The 17,940-nt window shown below is 61.8% G+C and carries 13 protein-coding genes; all 13 read left to right on the forward strand.

Annotation, left to right across the window (positions count from 1 at the left end; genetic code table 11):
- Nucleotides 1–369 precede the first annotated feature (369 nt).
- Nucleotides 370–3,309: a bifunctional [glutamate--ammonia ligase]-adenylyl-L-tyrosine phosphorylase/[glutamate--ammonia-ligase] adenylyltransferase gene (gene glnE / locus ACLK1G_RS15150; RefSeq protein ID WP_420766141.1), complete on the forward strand. Its 2,940-nt coding sequence runs from the start codon at nucleotides 370–372 to the stop codon at nucleotides 3,307–3,309.
- 1,157 nt (nucleotides 3,310–4,466) lie between these two features.
- Complete coding sequence (gene waaF, locus ACLK1G_RS15155) at nucleotides 4,467–5,501, forward strand: lipopolysaccharide heptosyltransferase II (protein WP_420766142.1); 1,035 nt, start codon at nucleotides 4,467–4,469, stop codon at nucleotides 5,499–5,501.
- Nucleotide 5,502: 1 nt separating this feature from the next.
- A complete protein-coding gene (gene waaC / locus ACLK1G_RS15160) occupies nucleotides 5,503–6,561 on the forward strand; it encodes a lipopolysaccharide heptosyltransferase I (protein WP_420766143.1) in 1,059 nt (352 codons plus the stop codon).
- Nucleotides 6,561–7,682: a glycosyltransferase family 4 protein gene (locus ACLK1G_RS15165; RefSeq protein WP_420766144.1), complete on the forward strand. Its 1,122-nt coding sequence runs from the start codon at nucleotides 6,561–6,563 to the stop codon at nucleotides 7,680–7,682. Before waaC ends, ACLK1G_RS15165 begins: the two co-directional genes overlap by 1 nt.
- The gene (gene rfaP / locus ACLK1G_RS15170) at nucleotides 7,682–8,488 is read left to right on the forward strand and encodes a lipopolysaccharide core heptose(I) kinase RfaP (protein ID WP_420766145.1); all 807 of its coding nucleotides are present in this window, start codon (nucleotides 7,682–7,684) and stop codon (nucleotides 8,486–8,488) included. The genes ACLK1G_RS15165 and rfaP overlap by 1 nt, the downstream gene beginning before the upstream one ends.
- Nucleotides 8,488–9,222: a lipopolysaccharide kinase InaA family protein gene (locus ACLK1G_RS15175; protein ID WP_420766146.1), complete on the forward strand. Its 735-nt coding sequence runs from the start codon at nucleotides 8,488–8,490 to the stop codon at nucleotides 9,220–9,222. The genes rfaP and ACLK1G_RS15175 overlap by 1 nt, the downstream gene beginning before the upstream one ends.
- On the forward strand, nucleotides 9,219–9,971 hold the full coding sequence (locus ACLK1G_RS15180) for a lipopolysaccharide kinase InaA family protein (RefSeq protein ID WP_420766147.1): 753 nt from the start codon (nucleotides 9,219–9,221) through the stop codon (nucleotides 9,969–9,971). The genes ACLK1G_RS15175 and ACLK1G_RS15180 overlap by 4 nt, the downstream gene beginning before the upstream one ends.
- Entirely contained in the window at nucleotides 9,971–11,431 is a 1,461-nt protein-coding gene (locus ACLK1G_RS15185) for a lipopolysaccharide kinase InaA family protein (RefSeq protein WP_420766148.1), read from the forward strand. The genes ACLK1G_RS15180 and ACLK1G_RS15185 overlap by 1 nt, the downstream gene beginning before the upstream one ends.
- Nucleotides 11,432–11,722: 291 nt before the next feature.
- Nucleotides 11,723–13,480, forward strand: coding sequence for a carbamoyltransferase family protein (locus ACLK1G_RS15190; RefSeq protein WP_420766149.1), 1,758 nt, complete (start codon nucleotides 11,723–11,725; stop codon nucleotides 13,478–13,480).
- Nucleotides 13,464–14,594, forward strand: a complete 1,131-nt coding sequence (locus ACLK1G_RS15195) for a glycosyltransferase (protein WP_420766150.1) — start codon at nucleotides 13,464–13,466, stop codon at nucleotides 14,592–14,594. Before ACLK1G_RS15190 ends, ACLK1G_RS15195 begins: the two co-directional genes overlap by 17 nt.
- On the forward strand, nucleotides 14,594–15,490 hold the full coding sequence (locus ACLK1G_RS15200) for an antimicrobial resistance protein Mig-14 (RefSeq protein WP_420766151.1): 897 nt from the start codon (nucleotides 14,594–14,596) through the stop codon (nucleotides 15,488–15,490). The genes ACLK1G_RS15195 and ACLK1G_RS15200 overlap by 1 nt, the downstream gene beginning before the upstream one ends.
- An 8-nt stretch (nucleotides 15,491–15,498) precedes the next feature.
- On the forward strand, nucleotides 15,499–16,902 hold the full coding sequence (locus ACLK1G_RS15205) for a PIG-L family deacetylase (protein WP_420766152.1): 1,404 nt from the start codon (nucleotides 15,499–15,501) through the stop codon (nucleotides 16,900–16,902).
- A gap of 63 nt (nucleotides 16,903–16,965) precedes the next feature.
- Nucleotides 16,966–17,922 carry a glycosyltransferase family protein gene (locus ACLK1G_RS15210; RefSeq protein ID WP_420766153.1) on the forward strand — a complete coding sequence of 319 codons (957 nt, stop codon included), beginning with the start codon at nucleotides 16,966–16,968 and terminating at the stop codon, nucleotides 17,920–17,922.
- Nucleotides 17,923–17,940 lie beyond the last annotated feature (18 nt).

Genomic DNA, 17,940 nt, shown 5'->3' on the forward strand with positions numbered 1-17,940 from the left:
GCGGAAAGGCTACCAGAATCGGTTGCCTGAGTTTGCGACTGGCCTTGTGGGCAGACGATATAAATTCTTGGATTGCCGAAGGTTGTCTCGGCGGCGTGTAGTTTTACTACAAATCGTTGGCCGTTTCAGCCTTTCGAATGTATAGACGAGTAGTAAAACTACACATGAGCGGCTTATGGCCCCTCGTTTCGTTGTGAGAATAATCGTTACTGTTGGTCATTAGCCAACTCGAACAGGTAAAAACTTGATGCCGGCTGCCAATAAAACCAGAAAATCAGCTATTTATCATCTTTGTTCGACAGTCGATCAGGTAGTGGCATTCGAAAAAACACTACATCCAGCCTTTCCCGCGCCGATCAAGGATAGACCATGAGCCTGCCCTCGCTTGCCGAAATACCGGCGATTCTCCAGTCATTGGTCAGTCGGGCCGAGCAGTCGTTCCGCGCGGCGGTCGCCACCTTGGACGACGACCATGGGCTCTCTGCCTGGACGCCGCAGCGCTGGGCCGAGTTCAATCGCGTCGTCGCGGCCAGCGACTTTGTCATCGAGCAAAGTGTACGAGACCCGTCGATGCTCTTGGAGCTGGTGCACAGCGGCGAGCTGGACCGCAGCCTGGCCCCCGGTGAAATGTGCGCGCAGATCGGCGCCGCCGTCCAGGCCGCCGAAACCGAAGATGAGTTGGGTCGCGTGCTGCGTCGCCAGCGCACCCGCCAGCAGGTGCGCATCATTTGGCGTGACCTGACCCGCCAGGCGGACCTGGTCCAGACCTGTCGCGATCTCTCGGACATGGCCGACACCTGCATCGACCAGGCCTATCGATGGTTGTACCAACGCCTGAGCCAACAATTGGGCATACCCACCGGCCGGCGCAGTGGCGAGCCGCAGCAGATGGTCATCCTGGGCATGGGCAAGCTAGGCGCCGTCGAGCTGAACCTGTCGTCGGACATCGACCTTATCTTCGCCTATCCCGAAGGCGGCGAAACCGTCGGCGCGAAGCGGCCGCTGGATAACCAGGAATTTTTCATCCGCCTTGGCCAGCGCCTGATCAAGGCCCTCGATCCGATGACCGTCGATGGCTTTGTGTTTCGTGTCGACATGCGTCTGCGTCCCTATGGCTCGGCCGGCGCGCTGGTGCTGAGCTTCAATGCCCTGGAGCAGTATTACCAGGACCAGGGGCGCGACTGGGAACGCTACGCGATGATCAAGGCGCGGGTGGTGGCGGGCGACCAGGTGGCCGGCGCGCAACTGCTCGACATGCTGCGCCCGTTCGTCTATCGCCGTTACCTGGATTTTTCCGCCATCGAAGCGTTGCGCACCATGAAGCAGTTGATCCAGCAGGAGGTGCGGCGCAAGGGCATGGCCGACAACATCAAGCTGGGTTCGGGCGGCATCCGCGAGGTGGAATTCATCGCCCAGGCGTTCCAGTTGATCCATGGCGGTCGCGACCTGAGCTTGCAGCAACGACCGTTGTTGAAGGTGCTTGGCACATTGGAGGGCCAGGGCTACCTGCCGTCCAAGGTGATCGACGAGTTGCGCCAGGGTTATGAGTTCCTGCGTTACACCGAACATGCGATCCAGGCCATTGCCGACCGCCAGACGCAGATGCTGCCGGACACTGCGCAGGATCAGGCGCGCATTGCGTTCATGCTGGGCTTCGCCGACTGGTCGGCGTTTCACGAACAGCTGATGCATTGGCGTGGGCGCGTGGCATGGCATTTCGGCCAGGTCATCGCCGATCCGGACGAAGAAGAGGGCAGCGAAGGCGAAGTCGCGGTGGGTGGAGAATGGCTGCCGCTGTGGGAAGACAGCCAGGATGAGGAAGCGGCGTGTCGCCAGTTGGAGGCGGGCGGTTTCACCGATGCGTCCAAGGCGCTGAGGGCCTTGGCTGCCTTGCGCGCCAGCCCGCAATTGCGCGCGATGCAACGTTTGGGGCGCGAGCGCCTGGATGCGTTCATTCCGCGCCTGTTGGCTCAGGCGGTGGAGCACGCCAATCCGGACCTGGTGCTGGAACGGGTATTGCCATTGGTTGAAGCCGTGGCCCGCCGTTCGGCTTATCTGGTGCTGCTGACCGAGAACCCTGGCGCGTTGCGGCGTTTGCTGACGTTGTGTGCGGCGAGCCCATGGATTGCCGAGCAGATCACACGTTTTCCGCTGTTGCTCGATGAGTTGCTCAACGAAGGCCGTTTGTTCAAGCCGCCGTTGGCGCCTGAGCTGGCGGCGGAATTGCGCGAGCGGCTGACGCGCATCCCCGAGGACGATCTCGAACAACAGATGGAAGCCTTGCGGCATTTCAAGCTGGCCCACCGCCTGCGCGTCGCTGCCTCGGAAATCGCCGGCAGCCTGCCGTTGATGAAAGTCAGCGACTACCTGACGTGGCTGGCCGAAGCCATCCTCGAGCAGGTGCTGGCCCTGGCCTGGCGCCAGACAGTCGCCAAGCATGGCGTACCGTTGCGCACCGATGGGAGCCCGTGCGATCCGGGGTTCATCATTGTCGGTTATGGGAAAGTCGGTGGCCTGGAATTGGGGCATGGTTCCGACCTGGACCTGGTGTTCATCCACGATGGCGACCCGCAGGCTGAAACCGACGGCCCGAAACCCATCGACGGTGCTCAATTCTTCACCCGGCTTGGCCAGCGGATCATTCACTTGTTGACGGCCCAGACGAACTCCGGGCAGTTGTATGAAGTGGACATGCGTCTGCGGCCGTCCGGGGCGTCGGGCTTGCTGGTCAGTTCCCTGGGGGCGTTTGCCCGCTATCAGGAAAACGAAGCCTGGACCTGGGAGCATCAGGCGTTGGTGCGTGCGCGAGTGCTGGTGGGCAGCCAGGACGTCGGCCAGGCGTTCGAAAAAGTCCGCGCCCAGGTGTTGGGACGCACCCGTGATTTGCCGACGCTGCGCCAGGAAGTCAGCGAGATGCGCGCCAAGATGCGCGACAACCTTGGCAGCAAGGCCACCGCCGCCGGGACCGCGCCGAATGCCTTCGAAGCCACGGCGCCCTTTGACCTCAAGCAGGACGCCGGAGGTATCGTCGATATTGAATTTATGGTGCAATACGCGGCCCTGGCCTGGTCCGAGGCGTACCCTTCACTGGTGCGCTACACCGATAACATCCGCATCCTGGACGGATTGCAGGAGGTCGGATTGATGCCTGCCGAGGATGCCACGCTGTTGCGCGAAGCCTACAAGGCCTACCGCTCCGCCGCCCACCGCCAGGCCTTGCAGAAAGACACTGGGGTGATTGCAGGCGATCAGTTCGTGGATGAGCGTCGACAGGTGATGCGGATCTGGCGAGAGCTGGGGCTGAGTTGAAGGATTGAATGTAGGAGCGAGCTTGCTCGCGATAGCGGTGTGTCAGGCGACATCGACGTTGGATGTGCTGGCCCCATCGCGAGCAAGCTTGCACCCACAGTTGATTGGCGGTGCCGCACGGTATTGGATACTTGTGCGCAACCCCTGTGGGAGCGAGCCTGCTCGCGATAGCGGTAGGTCAGACAACATCGACGTTGGATGTGCTGGCCCCATCGCGAGCAAGCTCGCTCCCACAGTTGATTGGCGGTGCTGCACGGTATTGGATACTTGTGCGCAACCCCTGTGGGAGCGAGCCTGCTCGCGATAGCGGTGGGTCAGGCGACATCGATGTTGGATGTGCTGGCCCCATCGCGAGCAAGCTCGCTCCCACAGTTGATTGGCGGTGCCGCACGGTATTGGATACTTATGCGCAACCCTTGTGGGAGCGAGCTTGCTCGCGATAGCGGTGGGTCAGGCGACATCGATGTTGGATGTGCTGGCCCCATCGCGAGCGGGCTCGCTCCCACAGTTGATTGGCGGTGCCGCACGGTATTGGATACTTGTGCGCAACCCCTGTGGGAGCGAGCTTGCTCGCGATAGCGGTAGGTCAGGCGACATCGATGTTGGATGTGCTGGCCCCATCGCGAGCAAGCTCGCTCCCACAGTTGATTGGCGGTGTCGCACGGTATTGGATACTTGTGCGCAACCCCTGTGGGAGCGAGCCTGCTCGCGATAGCGGTAGGTCAGGCGACATCGATGTTGGATGTGCTGGCCCCATCGCGAGCAAGCTCGCTCCCACAGTTGATTGGCGGTGCTGCACGGTATTGGATACTTATGCGCAACCCCTGTGGGAGCGAGCCTGCTCGCGATAGCGGTAGGTCAGGCGACATCGACGTTGGATGTGCTGGCCCCATCGCGAGCAAGCTTGCACCACAGTTGATTGGCGGTGCCGCACGGTATTGGATACTTGTGCACAACCCCTGTGGGAGCGAGCCTGCTCGCGATAGCGGTAGGTCAGACAACATCGACGTTGGATGTGCTGGCCCCATCGTGAGCAAGCTTGCACCCACAGTTGATTGGCGGTGTGTTGTAGATTAAGGCCACAGGCAACGACCTAAGCCACAGTGATTCTCGAGGCGGGGAGGCGTAGGCCTCCCCGTATCGTTTTTGGAAAGCACATGAATATTCTGATCGTTGGGCCCAGTTGGGTCGGTGACATGGTGATGGCCCAGACACTGTTCCAGTGTCTGAAGCTGCGTCATCCGCAGTGCGAAATCGACGTTCTGGCCCCTGAATGGAGCCGTCCGATCCTTGAGCGCATGCCCGAGGTGCGCAAGGCCTTGAGCTTTCCGCTCGGCCATGGCGTGCTGGAGCTGGCGACTCGCCGGCGCATCGGCAAATCCCTGGTCGGCCACTACGACCAGGCGATCCTGTTGCCCAATTCGCTGAAATCGGCGCTGGTGCCGTTCTTTGCCGGCATTCCCAAGCGCACAGGCTGGCGCGGCGAGTTTCGCTATGGCTTGCTCAATGACGTGCGCACGCTGGACAAAGATCGTTATCCATTGATGATCGAGCGCTTCATGGCCCTGGCCTACGAGCCGGGGGCCGAATTGCCCAAGCCGTATCCGCGGCCGAGCCTGCAAATCGATCCGGTAACGCGCGAGTCGGCCCTGGCCAAGTTCGGTCTGACCCTGGATCGCCCGGTACTGGCCCTGTGCCCGGGCGCCGAGTTCGGTGAGTCCAAGCGCTGGCCGGCGGAGCATTACGCCCAGGTTGCCGAGGCGAAGATCCGTGAAGGCTGGCAAGTCTGGCTGTTCGGTTCGAAAAACGATCACTCGGTGGGCGAAGACATCCGTTCGCGGCTGATTCCGGGCCTGCGGGAAGAGTCGGTCAACCTCAGCGGCGACACGTCCCTGGCCGAGGCGATTGACCTGTTATCCTGCGCCGATTCGGTGGTGTCCAATGACTCCGGCTTGATGCACGTCGCGGCCGCGCTGAACCGTCCGTTGGTGGCGGTCTACGGCTCGACTTCGCCGGGTTTTACTCCGCCGTTGGCCGATCAGGTCGAAGTCGTGCGCCTGGGCATCGAGTGCAGTCCATGCTTCGACCGTACCTGCCGCTTCGGCCATTACAACTGCCTGCGCCAGCTGATGCCGCCGGCGGTGAACGAGGCCCTGGAGCGTTTGCAGGGCACTCCCGTGGAGGTCCGGTAACTTGCGGGTATTGTTGATCAAGACCTCTTCGCTGGGCGATGTAGTCCACACGTTGCCAGCGCTGACCGATGCGACGCGGGCAATTCCTGGCATCACATTCGACTGGGTGGTGGAAGAGGGTTTCGCCGAAATCCCTACCTGGCATCCGGCCGTGGGCAAGGTCATCCCGGTGGCGATCCGGCGCTGGCGCAAGAATCTCTGGCAAACCCTCAAAAGCGGTGAATGGCGACGCTTCAAGCAGAGCATTCGCGCCGAAAAATATGATTTGGTGATCGATGCCCAAGGCCTGCTGAAAAGTGCCTGGCTGACCCGCTACGTCAAGGCACCGGTGGCTGGGCTGGATAAGGATTCGGCGCGTGAACCGCTCGCGGCGCGCTTCTATTCGCGTCGCCTGGCGGTCGCTCGTGGTCAGCATGCGGTGGAGCGTGTACGTCAACTGTTCGCCCTGGCGCTGGGCTATGACTTGCCGCAAACCCAGGGCAGCTATGGCCTGGACATCGACCGACTGGTTGAATTGCCGCGCCCATACCCCTACGTGGTGTTCCTGCATGGCACGACGTGGGAATCCAAACATTGGCCTGAGCTCTACTGGCGTCAGCTCACCGAGCGCATGGGGCAATTCGGCGTGGTGGTGAAACTGCCGTGGGGCAACCCGGCCGAGAAGGCTCGGGCCGAGCGCATCGCCAACGGGCTGCGCAATGCCTTGGTGCTGCCGAAATTGAACCTGGGCGGCATGGGCAAGGTACTCGCCGGCGCCCAGGCCTGCGTGGCCGTGGACACGGGCCTCGGGCATCTGGCCGCCGCTTTGGATGTGCCGACCATCTCGCTGCTCGGCCCGACCAACCCGGTGCTGACCGGCGCCTATGGCAAGGGCCAGATTCATCTCGCCAGCGATTTTCCTTGCGCGCCGTGCATGCAGAAACAATGCACTTACCCACCGACCGCCGAAGATGCCCGGCGGTTTGACCTGAAACGCGAGCAGCCCCTGTGCTTCACGCGTCTGAATCCCGAGCGTGTTGCCAGCCACCTGAGCACGTTATTGGCTGAGGAGCCGCGCTGATGCAATTGGCTTTTGTCCTTTACAAATATTTCCCCTTCGGCGGCCTGCAGCGTGACTTCATGCGCATCGCCTTGGAGTGTCAGCGACGCGGTCACCAGATCCGCGTCTACACGCTGATCTGGGAAGGTGACGTCCCGCCCGGCTTCGAAGTGCTGGTGGCGCCGGTCAAGGCGCTGTTCAATCACCGCCGCAACGAGAAACTCAGCGCGTGGATGGAGGCCGACCTAGCCAAGCGCCCGGTGGACCGGTTGATCGGCTTCAACAAAATGCCCGGCCTGGACGTGTACTACGCCGCCGACGGCTGCTTCGAAGACAAGGCGCAGAACCTGCGCAATTCGCTGTACCGACGCTGGGGGCGCTACCGGCATTTTGCCGAGTACGAGCGGGCCGTGTTCGCCAAGGACGCCAAGACCGAAGTCCTGATGATTTCCGAAGTCCAGCAGCCGCTGTTCATCAAGCACTACGACACGCCGCTGGAGCGCTTTCACCTGCTGCCGCCGGGCATTGCCCACGACCGTCGTCGGCCCGCCGATGCCGATGGGATCCGGGCGGCGTTCCGAGCCGAATTCGAGCTGGCCGACGACGATTTGTTGTTGGTGCAGATCGGCTCCGGGTTCAAGACCAAGGGCGTCGACCGCAGCCTCAAGGCCCTGGCCGCGCTGCCCACGCAATTGAAAAAACGCACTCGGCTGTTTGTAATCGGCCAGGACGACCCCAAGGTATTCCAGATGCAGAGCGCTGCGCTGGGTCTGGGCGATAACGTGCGGTTCCTCAAGGGTCGCAGCGATATACCGCGTTTCCTGCTCGGTGCCGACCTGTTAATCCACCCGGCCTACAACGAAAACACCGGCACGGTACTGCTCGAAGCGCTTGTGGCCGGGTTGCCGGTGCTGGTCAGCGCGGTGTGCGGGTACGCTCACTACATCGCCGAGGCCGATAGCGGCCTGGTGCTGGATGAGCCGTTCGAACAGGCGCAGTTGACCGAATATCTGAGCCGGATGCTTAGTGATCCGCAAGCGAGGGCGGCCTGGAGCCGCAATGGTCTGGCCTTCGCCGAGACGGCCGACCTCTACAGCATGCCGCAGCACGCGGCCGATGTGATATTGGCGGAGCACGCTTAATGAAATTGATGCTGGCCGAACCGTTCAAGAGCCTTTGGGCCGGGCGCGATGCGTTCGTCGAAGTCGAAGCGCTCCAGGGCGAGGTCTACCGTGAGCTCGAAGCCCGGCGCACCCTGCGCACGGAGGTAGAGGGTCGCGGTTTTTTCGTGAAGATCCATCGTGGCATCGGCTGGGGCGAGATTTTCAAGAACCTGCTCACCGCCAAGCTGCCGGTGCTGGGCGCGGGCCAGGAATGGAAGGCCATCCAACGGCTGCAGGAAGTCGGCGTGCCAACCATGACCGCCGTTGCCTATGGAGAGAAGGGCAACAATCCGGCGGACCAGCATTCCTTTATTGTTACCGAGGAGCTGGCGCCTACCATAAGCCTTGAAGACTTCAGCCTCGACTGGGTCAAGCAGCCTCCGCAGCCCCGGCTAAAGCGAGCGCTGATCGCCGAAGTGGCGCGCATGACCGGCATGATGCACCGCGCTGGGGTCAACCATCGCGACTGCTACATCTGCCACTTCCTGCTGCACACCGACAAACCGGTGACGCCCGAGGATTTCAAACTCTCGGTGATCGACCTGCACCGCGCCCAGACCCGTCCGGCTATCACCACGCGCTGGCGTAACAAAGACTTGGCGGCGCTGTATTTCTCCGCGCTGGACATTGGCTTGACCCGGCGCGACAAGCTGCGTTTTCTCAAGGGCTATTTCCAGCAGCCGCTGCGCCAGATCCTGGCGCAAGAGGCTGCGTTGCTGGCCTGGCTCGAAGGCAAGGCCAAGAAACTGTATGAGCGCAAACAGCGGTACGGGGATGCGCTCTGATGTCGGGTTGGAATTTGGAACCCGCCTACGCTGAGCTGGCACAGGATTTCGGCAGCCTCGACGCGGTGTTCGCCCTCCAGGGCGAGCGCCTGACCCGCGATCCACTGTCAGAGGTGATCCGCGTACAGCGCAACGGCGTGAATTATTACGTCAAGCGCTATACCGGCGCCGGCAAGGGCTTGCGTCGTTATCTGGGCAAGCCACGGGTCAAGTCGGAATGGCAGAACCTCAAGCGTTTCGCCAAGTGGGGAATTCCCACAGCGGAAATTGTCGCCTGGGGGCTGGAACGACGGGGTGCGGCCTATGATCGCGGCGCGATGATCACCCGCGAATTGCCGCGCACCGAAGACCTTTCAGCCCTGGCCGAGCGGCACGATTCGCGGCTCGACGATCGCGCCTGGGTCGATGGCGTGAGCCGGCAGCTCGCCGGTTATGCCCGGACCATGCACGATCACCGTTTCACCCATAACGACTTGAAATGGCGCAACCTGCTGATCGACGACCGGGCGCGTCTGTTCCTGATCGACTGCCCGAACGGTGACTTCTGGCGCGGCTTCTGGCTCAAGTACCGGATCACCAAGGACCTGGCATGCCTGGACAAAGTCGCCAAATATCATTTGTCGGCCACCCAGCGCCTGCGTTTTTATCTGCAATATCGCCAGCGCGACCGGCTCGATGCGTGCGACAAGAAACGTATTCGCCACGTGGTGAGATTTTTCGAGGGGCGTGAATGACCGATTTCCTGGCCGCCGAAGACCGGGCCTTGCTGGAGCGCCATGGCCTGGACAGCTTCGAAGCCCTCTGGTTGCGCAAGCTGGACGCAGTGGACGAGCCCAATACGGCGGGCGATGGCTGGAGCAGTGTGTTCCGGCTGGAGCTCGAGGGGCAGGGTTATTACCTCAAGCGCCAGAGCAATTACCTGACCCGGACGCTATCGCACCCTTTTGGCGAACCCAGTTTTTCCCGGGAGTTTCGCAACATCAGCCGGTATCGCCAGTTGGGTATCCCAGCGTTGCAGGCGGTCTTCTACGGGCGACGGAAAGTGGACGGCGAGGTGCGGGCGATTCTGTTGACCCGCGCCTTGGACGGCTGGGATGACCTGGATTCGCTCCTGGAGCGCTGGCCGTCCCTGACGACCGTGCAACGCACCACCATCGTTCAGGCCTGTGGTCACCTGGCGCGGCGACTGCACGACATGCATCAGGTGCATGGCTGTTTCTATCCCAAGCATATTTTTCTGCAGGCCACTGCCGGCGGTCACCAGGCACAGTTGATCGACCTGGAAAAGACCCGTCCGCTGCTGTTCGGGCAGCGTGACCGGGTCAAGGACCTGGAGCCGTTGCTGCGCCGGGCCCGGGCCTGGAGTGAAGAGGATGTGCGTCAGTTGCTGTCTACCTATCTGGACCAACCGCTTGACGGTGCGCTGGTCGATCGATGGTTGGCCCGCCTGAGCGCTCGACGCACTCATAAGGAGACCCGCTGATGCATTTGTCGGAATTAAAAGGCGCTGGCCGCAGCCCGACCCTGCCCCTGAGCCTGGAGCTGGCGGATGCCGCTGGCCCGGCGCAATTGCAACTGTTGTCACTGTTGCGGGTGCTGCCTGGGCAGCGTTACGTCGGCGCCGGTATCTGGCGCGGCCGGCCGGTGCTGGCCAAGTTACTGGTGGGCAGCAAGGCGCCGCGGCATTTCCAACGAGAGCTGCAAGGTGTTCGCCTCCTCGCGGAACAGGGGCTGACGACCCCATTGCTGCTGGCCGATGGCTTGAAAGAAGGCGAGGGTGGCTGGCTGCTGTTCGAGCTGCTGGAAGGCGCCGAGAGTCTTGGCGATGCCTGGAAGCAGGTCGAACATCTCCCCATGTTGGCGGACGAACAAACGGCGGTGCTGGCCGAGGCGCTGGGCGCTATTGCGCAGCTGCACGGCAAGGGCCTGTGGCAAGAAGATCTGCACCTGGACAATCTGCTGCGCCATGGCGACAAGCTCTATCTCATCGATGGGGCCGGCATTCGCGCCGAAACCCCCGGCCAGCCATTGTCGCGGCAAAAGGTCTTGGAGAACCTGGGGGTGTTTTTCGCCCAGCTTCCAAAATCCATCGAGCCGTTCAATGAAGAGTTGCTGGTGCATTACCTGTTGAGTAACGCCGAGCACGCCCTGCCGATGGAAGCGCTGCAAAAACAGATCGACAAGGTCCACGCCTGGCGGCTGAAAGACTTCCTTGAAAAGGTCGGGCGCGAATGCAGCTTGTTCAGCGTGCAGCGCGGGCCGTTCGGCCTGCGGGCTATTCGTCGCGATGAAGAAACGGCCATGGTCCCGGTGCTGGAGCATGCCGATGCGTTGCTTGACCAGGGTCACTTGTACAAGACCGGTGGTGCCGCCAGTGTCGGTAAGGTCGAATCGAACGGTCGCACCCTGGTAATCAAACGCTACAACATCAAGGGCTTCGCCCACTGGCTCAAGCGCTTCTGGCGCCCGAGCCGAGCCTGGCATTCCTGGCGCGAAGGCCATCGGCTGGCCTTCCTCGGCATCGCCACGCCCAAGCCACTGGCGTTGCTGGAAAAGCGTTTCCTGTGGTTGCGTCGTGGCGCCTATCTGGTCACTGAACACCTGTCTGGCCCGGACATCATCGAACGCTTCGCCCCGCATGTGGAAAGCGGCGAAGCCCCTGAGTCCGAGCTGTTGGCGCTGGATCGCTTGTTCGCCGACCTGATCCGCGAGCGCATCAGCCACGGTGACTTCAAAGGACACAACCTGTTCTGGCAAGACGACCGCTGGGCATTGATCGACCTTGATTCCATGTGCCAACACCGGACCCAGGCCAGCTTCGCCCAAGCCTACGCCCGGGATCGCGCACGGTTCATGCGTAATTGGCCTGAGGGAAGTGCGCTGTATCGGGTGATCGATCAGCGGTTGCCGAAGGCAGTCGATAACACGTCGGCTATCGTGTAACCGCTCACCGTGGCGAGGGAGCTTGTTCCCGCTGGGCTGCGCAGCAGCCCCGACGCCATTCAACGCGCAGTACCAGGAAAAAACGATTTGCAGTTCCTGTGACGGCTGCGCCGCCGAGCGGGAGCAAGCTCCCTCGCCACGGACCGTGTAAACCCTACGACTCCGCTAGAGGCTTAAGATCGCTTTTAAGCTATAATCCCGCCCTTTAGCTGCCCCGTACCCTTGATGCGTGGCACATCATTTTTTCGCGGCGCTTGTCGCCCGTATGCAGACATAAGAGGCTAGACCCCTGTGGCATTGACGATTCTTGGCCTGTCCGGCGCCCTTAGCCATGATCCTTCCGCAGCGCTGTACATCGACGGCAAGCTGATCGCGGCGGCCGAGGAAGAGCGCTTCGTACGCGATAAACATGCAAAGAACCGCATGCCCTACGAGTCGGCGAAGTTCTGCCTGGAGCAAGCCGGCATCAAGCCGTCCGACGTTGACGTGGTGGCTATACCCTTTGCCCCGATCAGCCTGTTCGGCGAGGCGCGCTGGCACTACGCCAAGCGCTACTGGTACGCCCCGGACCGTGCCCTCGATGCGATTCTGATGGGCAATCGTCGCTACAAACGTTATCGCCGCAAGATCGTCTGGTGCCTGGAACAACTGGGTTTCGACCCGAAAAAAATCAAGATCGAGCCGGTCGAGCACCACCTGGCCCATGCCTCCAGTGCCTATCACTGCTCGGGCTTCCAGGAAAAAACCGCCATCCTCGGCATCGACGGCAAGGGCGAATACGCCACGACCTTCTTCGGCTATGGCGAAAACGGCAAGATCCACAAGATCAAGGAATTCTACGACCCGGACTCCCTGGGTGGCCTGTACGGCGCGATCACCGAGTTCCTCGGCTTCGAGATGCTTGATGGCGAATTCAAGGTCATGGGCATGGCGCCCTACGGCGACGCCAGCAAATATGATTTCTCGCGCCTGGCCTCGTTCGAAAACGGCCAATTGGTGATCAATACCGATTACGCCAACGTGATCGGCCTGCGCCGCTATAAAGAGAAAGGCAAGGGTTTCTACTTCTCGCCAAAGCTGATCGAGTGGCTCGGTCCGAAACGCGAAGGCGACATCGCCGACGAGCCGTACATTCACTACGCGGCCAGCATGCAAGCGCTGTTCGAGAAGCTTGCGCTGCAAATGATCGATCACTACCTGGGCGACGTGCTCAAGGAAACCGGCAAGCTGGCGTTCGCCGGCGGCTGTGCATTGAACGTCAAGCTGAACCAGAAAATCATCGCCCGCGATGACGTCAAGGAGCTGTTCGTGCAACCGGCTTCCGGCGACGCCGGTACGGCGGTGGGCGCGGCGGCTTATGTGTCCCACGCCCGTGGCGTGCCGGTGGAGAAGATGGAACACGTCTACCTCGGCCCAGCCTATAGCAACGAAGATGTGATCGCCGCCTGCGCCCGTCACCCGAGCAAGCCGGCGTGGCGCAAGATCGACAACACCCCTGAGCGCATCGCCAAGATCATGGTCGACGGCAACCCGGTGGCCTGGTTCCAGGGCCGCATGGAGTTTGGCCCGCGGGCCTTGGGCGGTCGTTCGATCATCGGTTGCCCAAGCGCCAGCGGCGTGGCCGACCGCATCAACGAACAGATCAAGTTCCGCGAACGCTGGAGGCCTTTCTGCCCGTCGATGCTCGACACCGTTGCGCCGCAGATGATCAAGGTCGACCACCCGGCACCGTTCATGACCTTCACGTTCGAAGTGGCTGAGGAATGGAAAACCCGCGTGCCGGAAGTGGTCCATGAAGACGGCACCTCCCGGGCCCAAGTGCTCAAGCGTGAATACAACCCGCGTTACTACGACATGATGAAAGCCCTGGAAGTCCTGACCGGCAATGGCGTGTCGCTGAATACCTCACTCAACCGTCGCGGCGAACCCATGATCTGCTCGCCCACCGACGCGCTGAACATGTTCTATGGTTCCGACCTGCAATACCTGATCATGGAGGACATCCTGGTGGTCAAGGACGGCGTGGACGCTTATGACACGCTCGGCTGAGCGACATGTGCTGCAGTTCTGCCACGGTTATGACGGGCCGTTCCTGGACTGCGCCCGTCAGTACGCCAGTCTGTTCGCCGGAACCGGTTATCGTGTGACCACGGTGTTTCTCACCGGCTCGGCGGACGCCGAGGTTGCCGCTGCCTGTGCCTCGGACGAGGTGTTGTTCATGGAGTACAGCTCCAGTGCCATTCGCGGTCTGAAGCTGGGTGCCATCGGCGATCTGCGCAAGATCGCCGCCTCGCGCAATTTCAGTTTCTGCATCGCGCACCGGTTCAAGCCGATCTACATCGCCCTGCTCGGCACCGGGTTGCCGGTGATCGGCGTGCACCATGCCTTTGGCGATTATCAACGGCGTACCCGCCGATTGTTCGCCCAGGTTTTTCGCAAGCGCCTGAGCTTGCTCGGGGTGTCCGACGCCGTGCGCGACGACATGCGTCGCTGCCTGCCAAAATGGCCGGTCGGCAGGATCCAGACCCTCTACAACCGTATCGATCTGGAGGCCTTGCAGGCCAGCCAGGTTTCCCGGGAGCAGGCGCGACAAACCCTTGGGCTGGAAGCGAACGCCTGGATTGTCGGCAACGTCGGACGCCTGCATCCGGACAAGGACCAGGCCACCCTGCTTCGCGGTTTTGGCGCTGCGCTGGCGTACCTGCCAAGCCACAGCCAACTGGCGATTCTGGGCAAGGGGCGCCTGGAACAGGACCTCAAGGCTCTGGCGCGAGAGTTGGGCATTGCCGACCGCGTGCTGTTTCTCGGCCAGGTGCCAGAGGCCCGTCGTTATTTCCGTGCCTTCGACGCGTTTGCGCTGAGCTCTGATCACGAGCCGTTCGGCATGGTGCTGCTCGAAGCCATGGCTGCCGGCGTGCCGTTGCTGGCCACGGCCTGCGGTGGCGCAAAGGAGGTCGTCGAGGGCGTCGGCATCCTGTTCCCGCTCGGTGACGCCGAGCACATGGCCCAAGGGCTGCAACACCTGGCTGCGATGGACGAATTGCAGCGGCGCCAATGCGCCGAATTGATGCTGGAGCGCTTGCGCGAACGTTTTTCCGATCGCGCCGTACGCGAGGCATTCTGGCGCTTGCCCCAAGTGACTGAACTGGCGCCGAGGAACTGATGCTAAACCGATTCCAAGGCTGGCGAGAGCGCGGCTGGACCACCACGGATGCCTCGAGCTACGCCCAGGCGTGGCAACGTTTTGGCGGCAGTGTGGCGACACACCCCCTGGTCGTGGAGCGCCTGGCCGCCCTGGCTGGGATTCCCGTGCGTTACCTGGCATTCGAGCAGGGCGGCGAGCTGAAGGCGGCAATTCCGACCTGGGGCCGCGATCTGGCGCTGTCGAAGGACGTGCTCAAGCGCAGCGGAAAAAAAGGCCTGTTCGACCTGGGCAATGCCGAGTTGATCCTGCCGGCCGCGCCCGACACCCAGGCACCGTTGCGTCATCGAGGACGGTATCTGTCGGCGCTCAATGAAGGTCGCTTCAGCGGTTTGAAACTGCAGAAAGAGCAGCTGGCCATGGCTCGCCTGCCGGAAGAACTGTCCAAGAAGTTCCGCTACAACCAGCGCCGTGAATTGCGTCTTCTGGAGGAAGCCGGCGGGCAGGTGCGGCCGGTCGGCGAGTTCTCCAGTACCGAGTTGGCGTCGATCTACTGTGATCTGTTCCAGCGTCGCTGGGGTTTTCCCGCCACCGGTGCCGAGCGCATGGGTGAGGTGGTCGAGCTGCTGCGCGAGCTGCTGATCGGCTCGGTGATTTTTCTCAACGATGCGCCCATCGCCATCCAACTGGTCTATCGCGTCGAAGCGCCTGAATGGATCAGCGTCGAATACATCAATGGCGGCGTCGACCCGCAGACTCGCGAATTCAGCCCGGGCAGCGTCTTGAGCTTCCTCAATACGCAAGGCGCCTGGGAGCACGCCCGGGCCGCTGGCAAGCCGTTGCGGTTTTCCTTTGGCCGGGCGGATCGCGAATACAAGGATCGCTGGTGCAACCCCGTGCCGGTATTCAGCGTATGAACCCGCCGATGAATCGAAAACAACAACTGCTCAAGCGCCATCGTCGCAACAAGCGCGTGGGGCTGTTGTGCGCCCTTGTCGTATTGGGTCTGATAGGCGTTTGGGTGGCCTGGTGGCTGCCGCTGGTGCTGGCGCTGTTGGGCTGGGTAGCCCACGAGGCGTGGTACGCCGATCATCTGTTCTATTCACCCAAGGATGACTACCAGTACGATTTTCCACCCTTCACGCAGCAACCGAAGGTTCACCTCAATGCAGGGCGACTGCGCCTGGATGAAGGTGTGATTCTCGATGACGGCGCGACTCTGGTCCTGGCCTTGCGGATCAAAAGCACCTGGCTGGGGCGTTTCTTCGATCCGAGCGTCGAGTTGTCGGGCGGTGAAGCGGCGGACCGACAAACATTCGAGCGTGGAGTCAACGGCCTGCGCTACCTCAACCTCAGTGAGCAGGGCGCGGTGCTGTCCCGGGGTGAATTGCGCTTGCGCGGACGCTTTTGTCGCTTGTCGGGCGAGCCGATGCTGTGGTCGTTTGCGCCGATGGAGCTACAGCGTCCGCGGCTGATGGTTATCGCGCCCCACGCCGACGATGCGGAACTGGCCGCTTACGGACTCTACAGCCAGGCCGAAGAGGCCTGGATCGTCACCCTGACGGCCGGGGAAATCGAAGCACAACATTACCAGCGCATGGGCCTGGGACGTGCCGAAGCTGCGCGGCTCAAGGGTCGATTGCGCGCCTGGGACAGCCTCGCCGTGCCGCGTTGGGCCGGTGTGCCGCAGGAACACTGCGTGCAACTGGGGTATTTCTGCCTGCAACTGGCGGCGATGCAAGCCGCGCCCGGCCAACCCCAGGGCTCCCGCGAGGCGGAACTGAGCGATACCCGGCTGTTTCGCCAACTGAACCCGTTTGCCTTGCCCGGCGATGCAGATGGCGCGCCGACCTGGAACAATCTGCTGGCGGACTTGCGCGAAGTGCTGCTCAAGGCGCGCCCCGAAGTGATTGTGCTGCCTCACCCGACGCTCGATCCGCATCCCGATCATGTTTGTGCCCACCAGGCTGTCTTGCAGGCGCTGGAAGGACTGGAGTGGCAGCCCTCCGTGCTGCTGGGATACGCCAACCACCTGCACGACAACGATCGTTGGCCCATGGGTGATACCGGCATGGGCGTCGCGTTGCCGCCCCATTTCGACCCGGCCCGGCCGATGCATCCGTTCAGCCTGGGCCTGACCCTGGCCGGGCAACGTGACAAGGCCATGGCGCTGGGCATGATGCATGACCTGCAGCCGCCTGCTCCGTTCAAGCGTCGATTGCGTCGTGGTATCCAGCGTCTGTTGGCCGGGCGCCGGGAGTCGCCCTATGGCGAGAATGAATTTTTTCGCAAGGCTGTACGCCGTCATGAACTGTTCTGGCGGCTTTAAGGGCCCAGGGGGCTACAAGGCCTCCGGTTATCTATCAAGTCGTTCGGTGCCGCAAGGAAGACGATGAAAGTTCTGTTTCTGGTGCAGAAAGAACAACGGGCCATCCTGGATCGGCTCTATGAAGGTGTCGCCGCCCATTGCGAGTGCGACCTGCGCTGGCTCGACAGCCAGGAGCAACGCAACCTGCGAGGCTATTTCCGGAGACACGTGGACGTCTCCCGCTACGACCGGATTGTATTTTTCCTGCGCTTCAAGCAGGAAATCCGCCAGGCGGGGTTCATCCGCACGATCCCCAACCTGGTGATCCTGGAGCATGATGCCTACCAGAACTACATCCCGTGCAAATACACCGGCAAGTTCAGCGCTCATTACCGACGCCTGCCGTGGGTGCGGGTCATCAGCTCCGGGTTCATGGTGACCGAACGCTTGCGTGCCGAAGGGTTCGATGCGGTTTTCGTACCCAAGGGCTATGATCAATCGCTGTTGCAAGACCAGCAGCGCGAGCGGGACATCGAGCTGGCGTTTGTCGGCAGTACCAACAGCGTCGCCTATAGCGGGCGCAAGGCATTGCTGGACGAGCTGGCGCGCGTTGAACCGCTGGTCGTCACCCGTACCAAGTCCGGCGAAGAGTATTGCAAAACCCTCAATCGGATCCGCTTCTTCGTCAGTGCCGATGTGGGCATGGGCGAGTATATGATCAAGAATTTCGAGGCGATGGCCTGCGGTTGTGTGCTGCTGGCCTATGATCAAGGCGCCGAGGAAGCGCGGGCGCTGGGGTTGCAGGACATGCATAACGTGGTGTTGTATCGGGACATCCCGCAACTTCAGGAAAAACTTTCCCGGCTGCGCGCGGAGCCCGAACTGGCGCAAAGTATCGCCCGCAACGGCCACAGGCTGGCATTGGAGCAGTTCAGCTTCGCGCGTATCGGACAAAAAATCGTGGAAGCGCTGGAACCTCCGCTGCGACCGCGCGAACCGTTGAGTCTGCTAGAGTCCTTGCGCCAGAAACTGGGCATTTAACAAAAACCGCGATGCCAT

The sequence above is a fragment of the Pseudomonas algeriensis genome (assembly GCF_048847255.1).
Taxonomy (GTDB): Bacteria; Pseudomonadota; Gammaproteobacteria; order Pseudomonadales; family Pseudomonadaceae; genus Aquipseudomonas.

What these genes read in the sequence shown, in the direction of transcription:
- glnE (WP_420766141.1), top strand. Translation starts at nt 370, where the DNA reads ATGAGCCTGCCCTCGCTTGCCGAAATACCGGCGATTCTCCAGTCATTG.
- waaF (WP_420766142.1), top strand. Translation starts at nt 4,467, where the DNA reads ATGAATATTCTGATCGTTGGGCCCAGTTGGGTCGGTGACATGGTGATG.
- ACLK1G_RS15165 (WP_420766144.1), top strand. Translation starts at nt 6,561, where the DNA reads ATGCAATTGGCTTTTGTCCTTTACAAATATTTCCCCTTCGGCGGCCTG.
- rfaP (WP_420766145.1), top strand. Translation starts at nt 7,682, where the DNA reads ATGAAATTGATGCTGGCCGAACCGTTCAAGAGCCTTTGGGCCGGGCGC.
- ACLK1G_RS15175 (WP_420766146.1), top strand. Translation starts at nt 8,488, where the DNA reads ATGTCGGGTTGGAATTTGGAACCCGCCTACGCTGAGCTGGCACAGGAT.
- ACLK1G_RS15180 (WP_420766147.1), top strand. Translation starts at nt 9,219, where the DNA reads ATGACCGATTTCCTGGCCGCCGAAGACCGGGCCTTGCTGGAGCGCCAT.
- ACLK1G_RS15185 (WP_420766148.1), top strand. Translation starts at nt 9,971, where the DNA reads ATGCATTTGTCGGAATTAAAAGGCGCTGGCCGCAGCCCGACCCTGCCC.
- ACLK1G_RS15195 (WP_420766150.1), top strand. Translation starts at nt 13,464, where the DNA reads ATGACACGCTCGGCTGAGCGACATGTGCTGCAGTTCTGCCACGGTTAT.
- ACLK1G_RS15200 (WP_420766151.1), top strand. Translation starts at nt 14,594, where the DNA reads ATGCTAAACCGATTCCAAGGCTGGCGAGAGCGCGGCTGGACCACCACG.
- ACLK1G_RS15205 (WP_420766152.1), top strand. Translation starts at nt 15,499, where the DNA reads ATGAATCGAAAACAACAACTGCTCAAGCGCCATCGTCGCAACAAGCGC.
- ACLK1G_RS15210 (WP_420766153.1), top strand. Translation starts at nt 16,966, where the DNA reads ATGAAAGTTCTGTTTCTGGTGCAGAAAGAACAACGGGCCATCCTGGAT.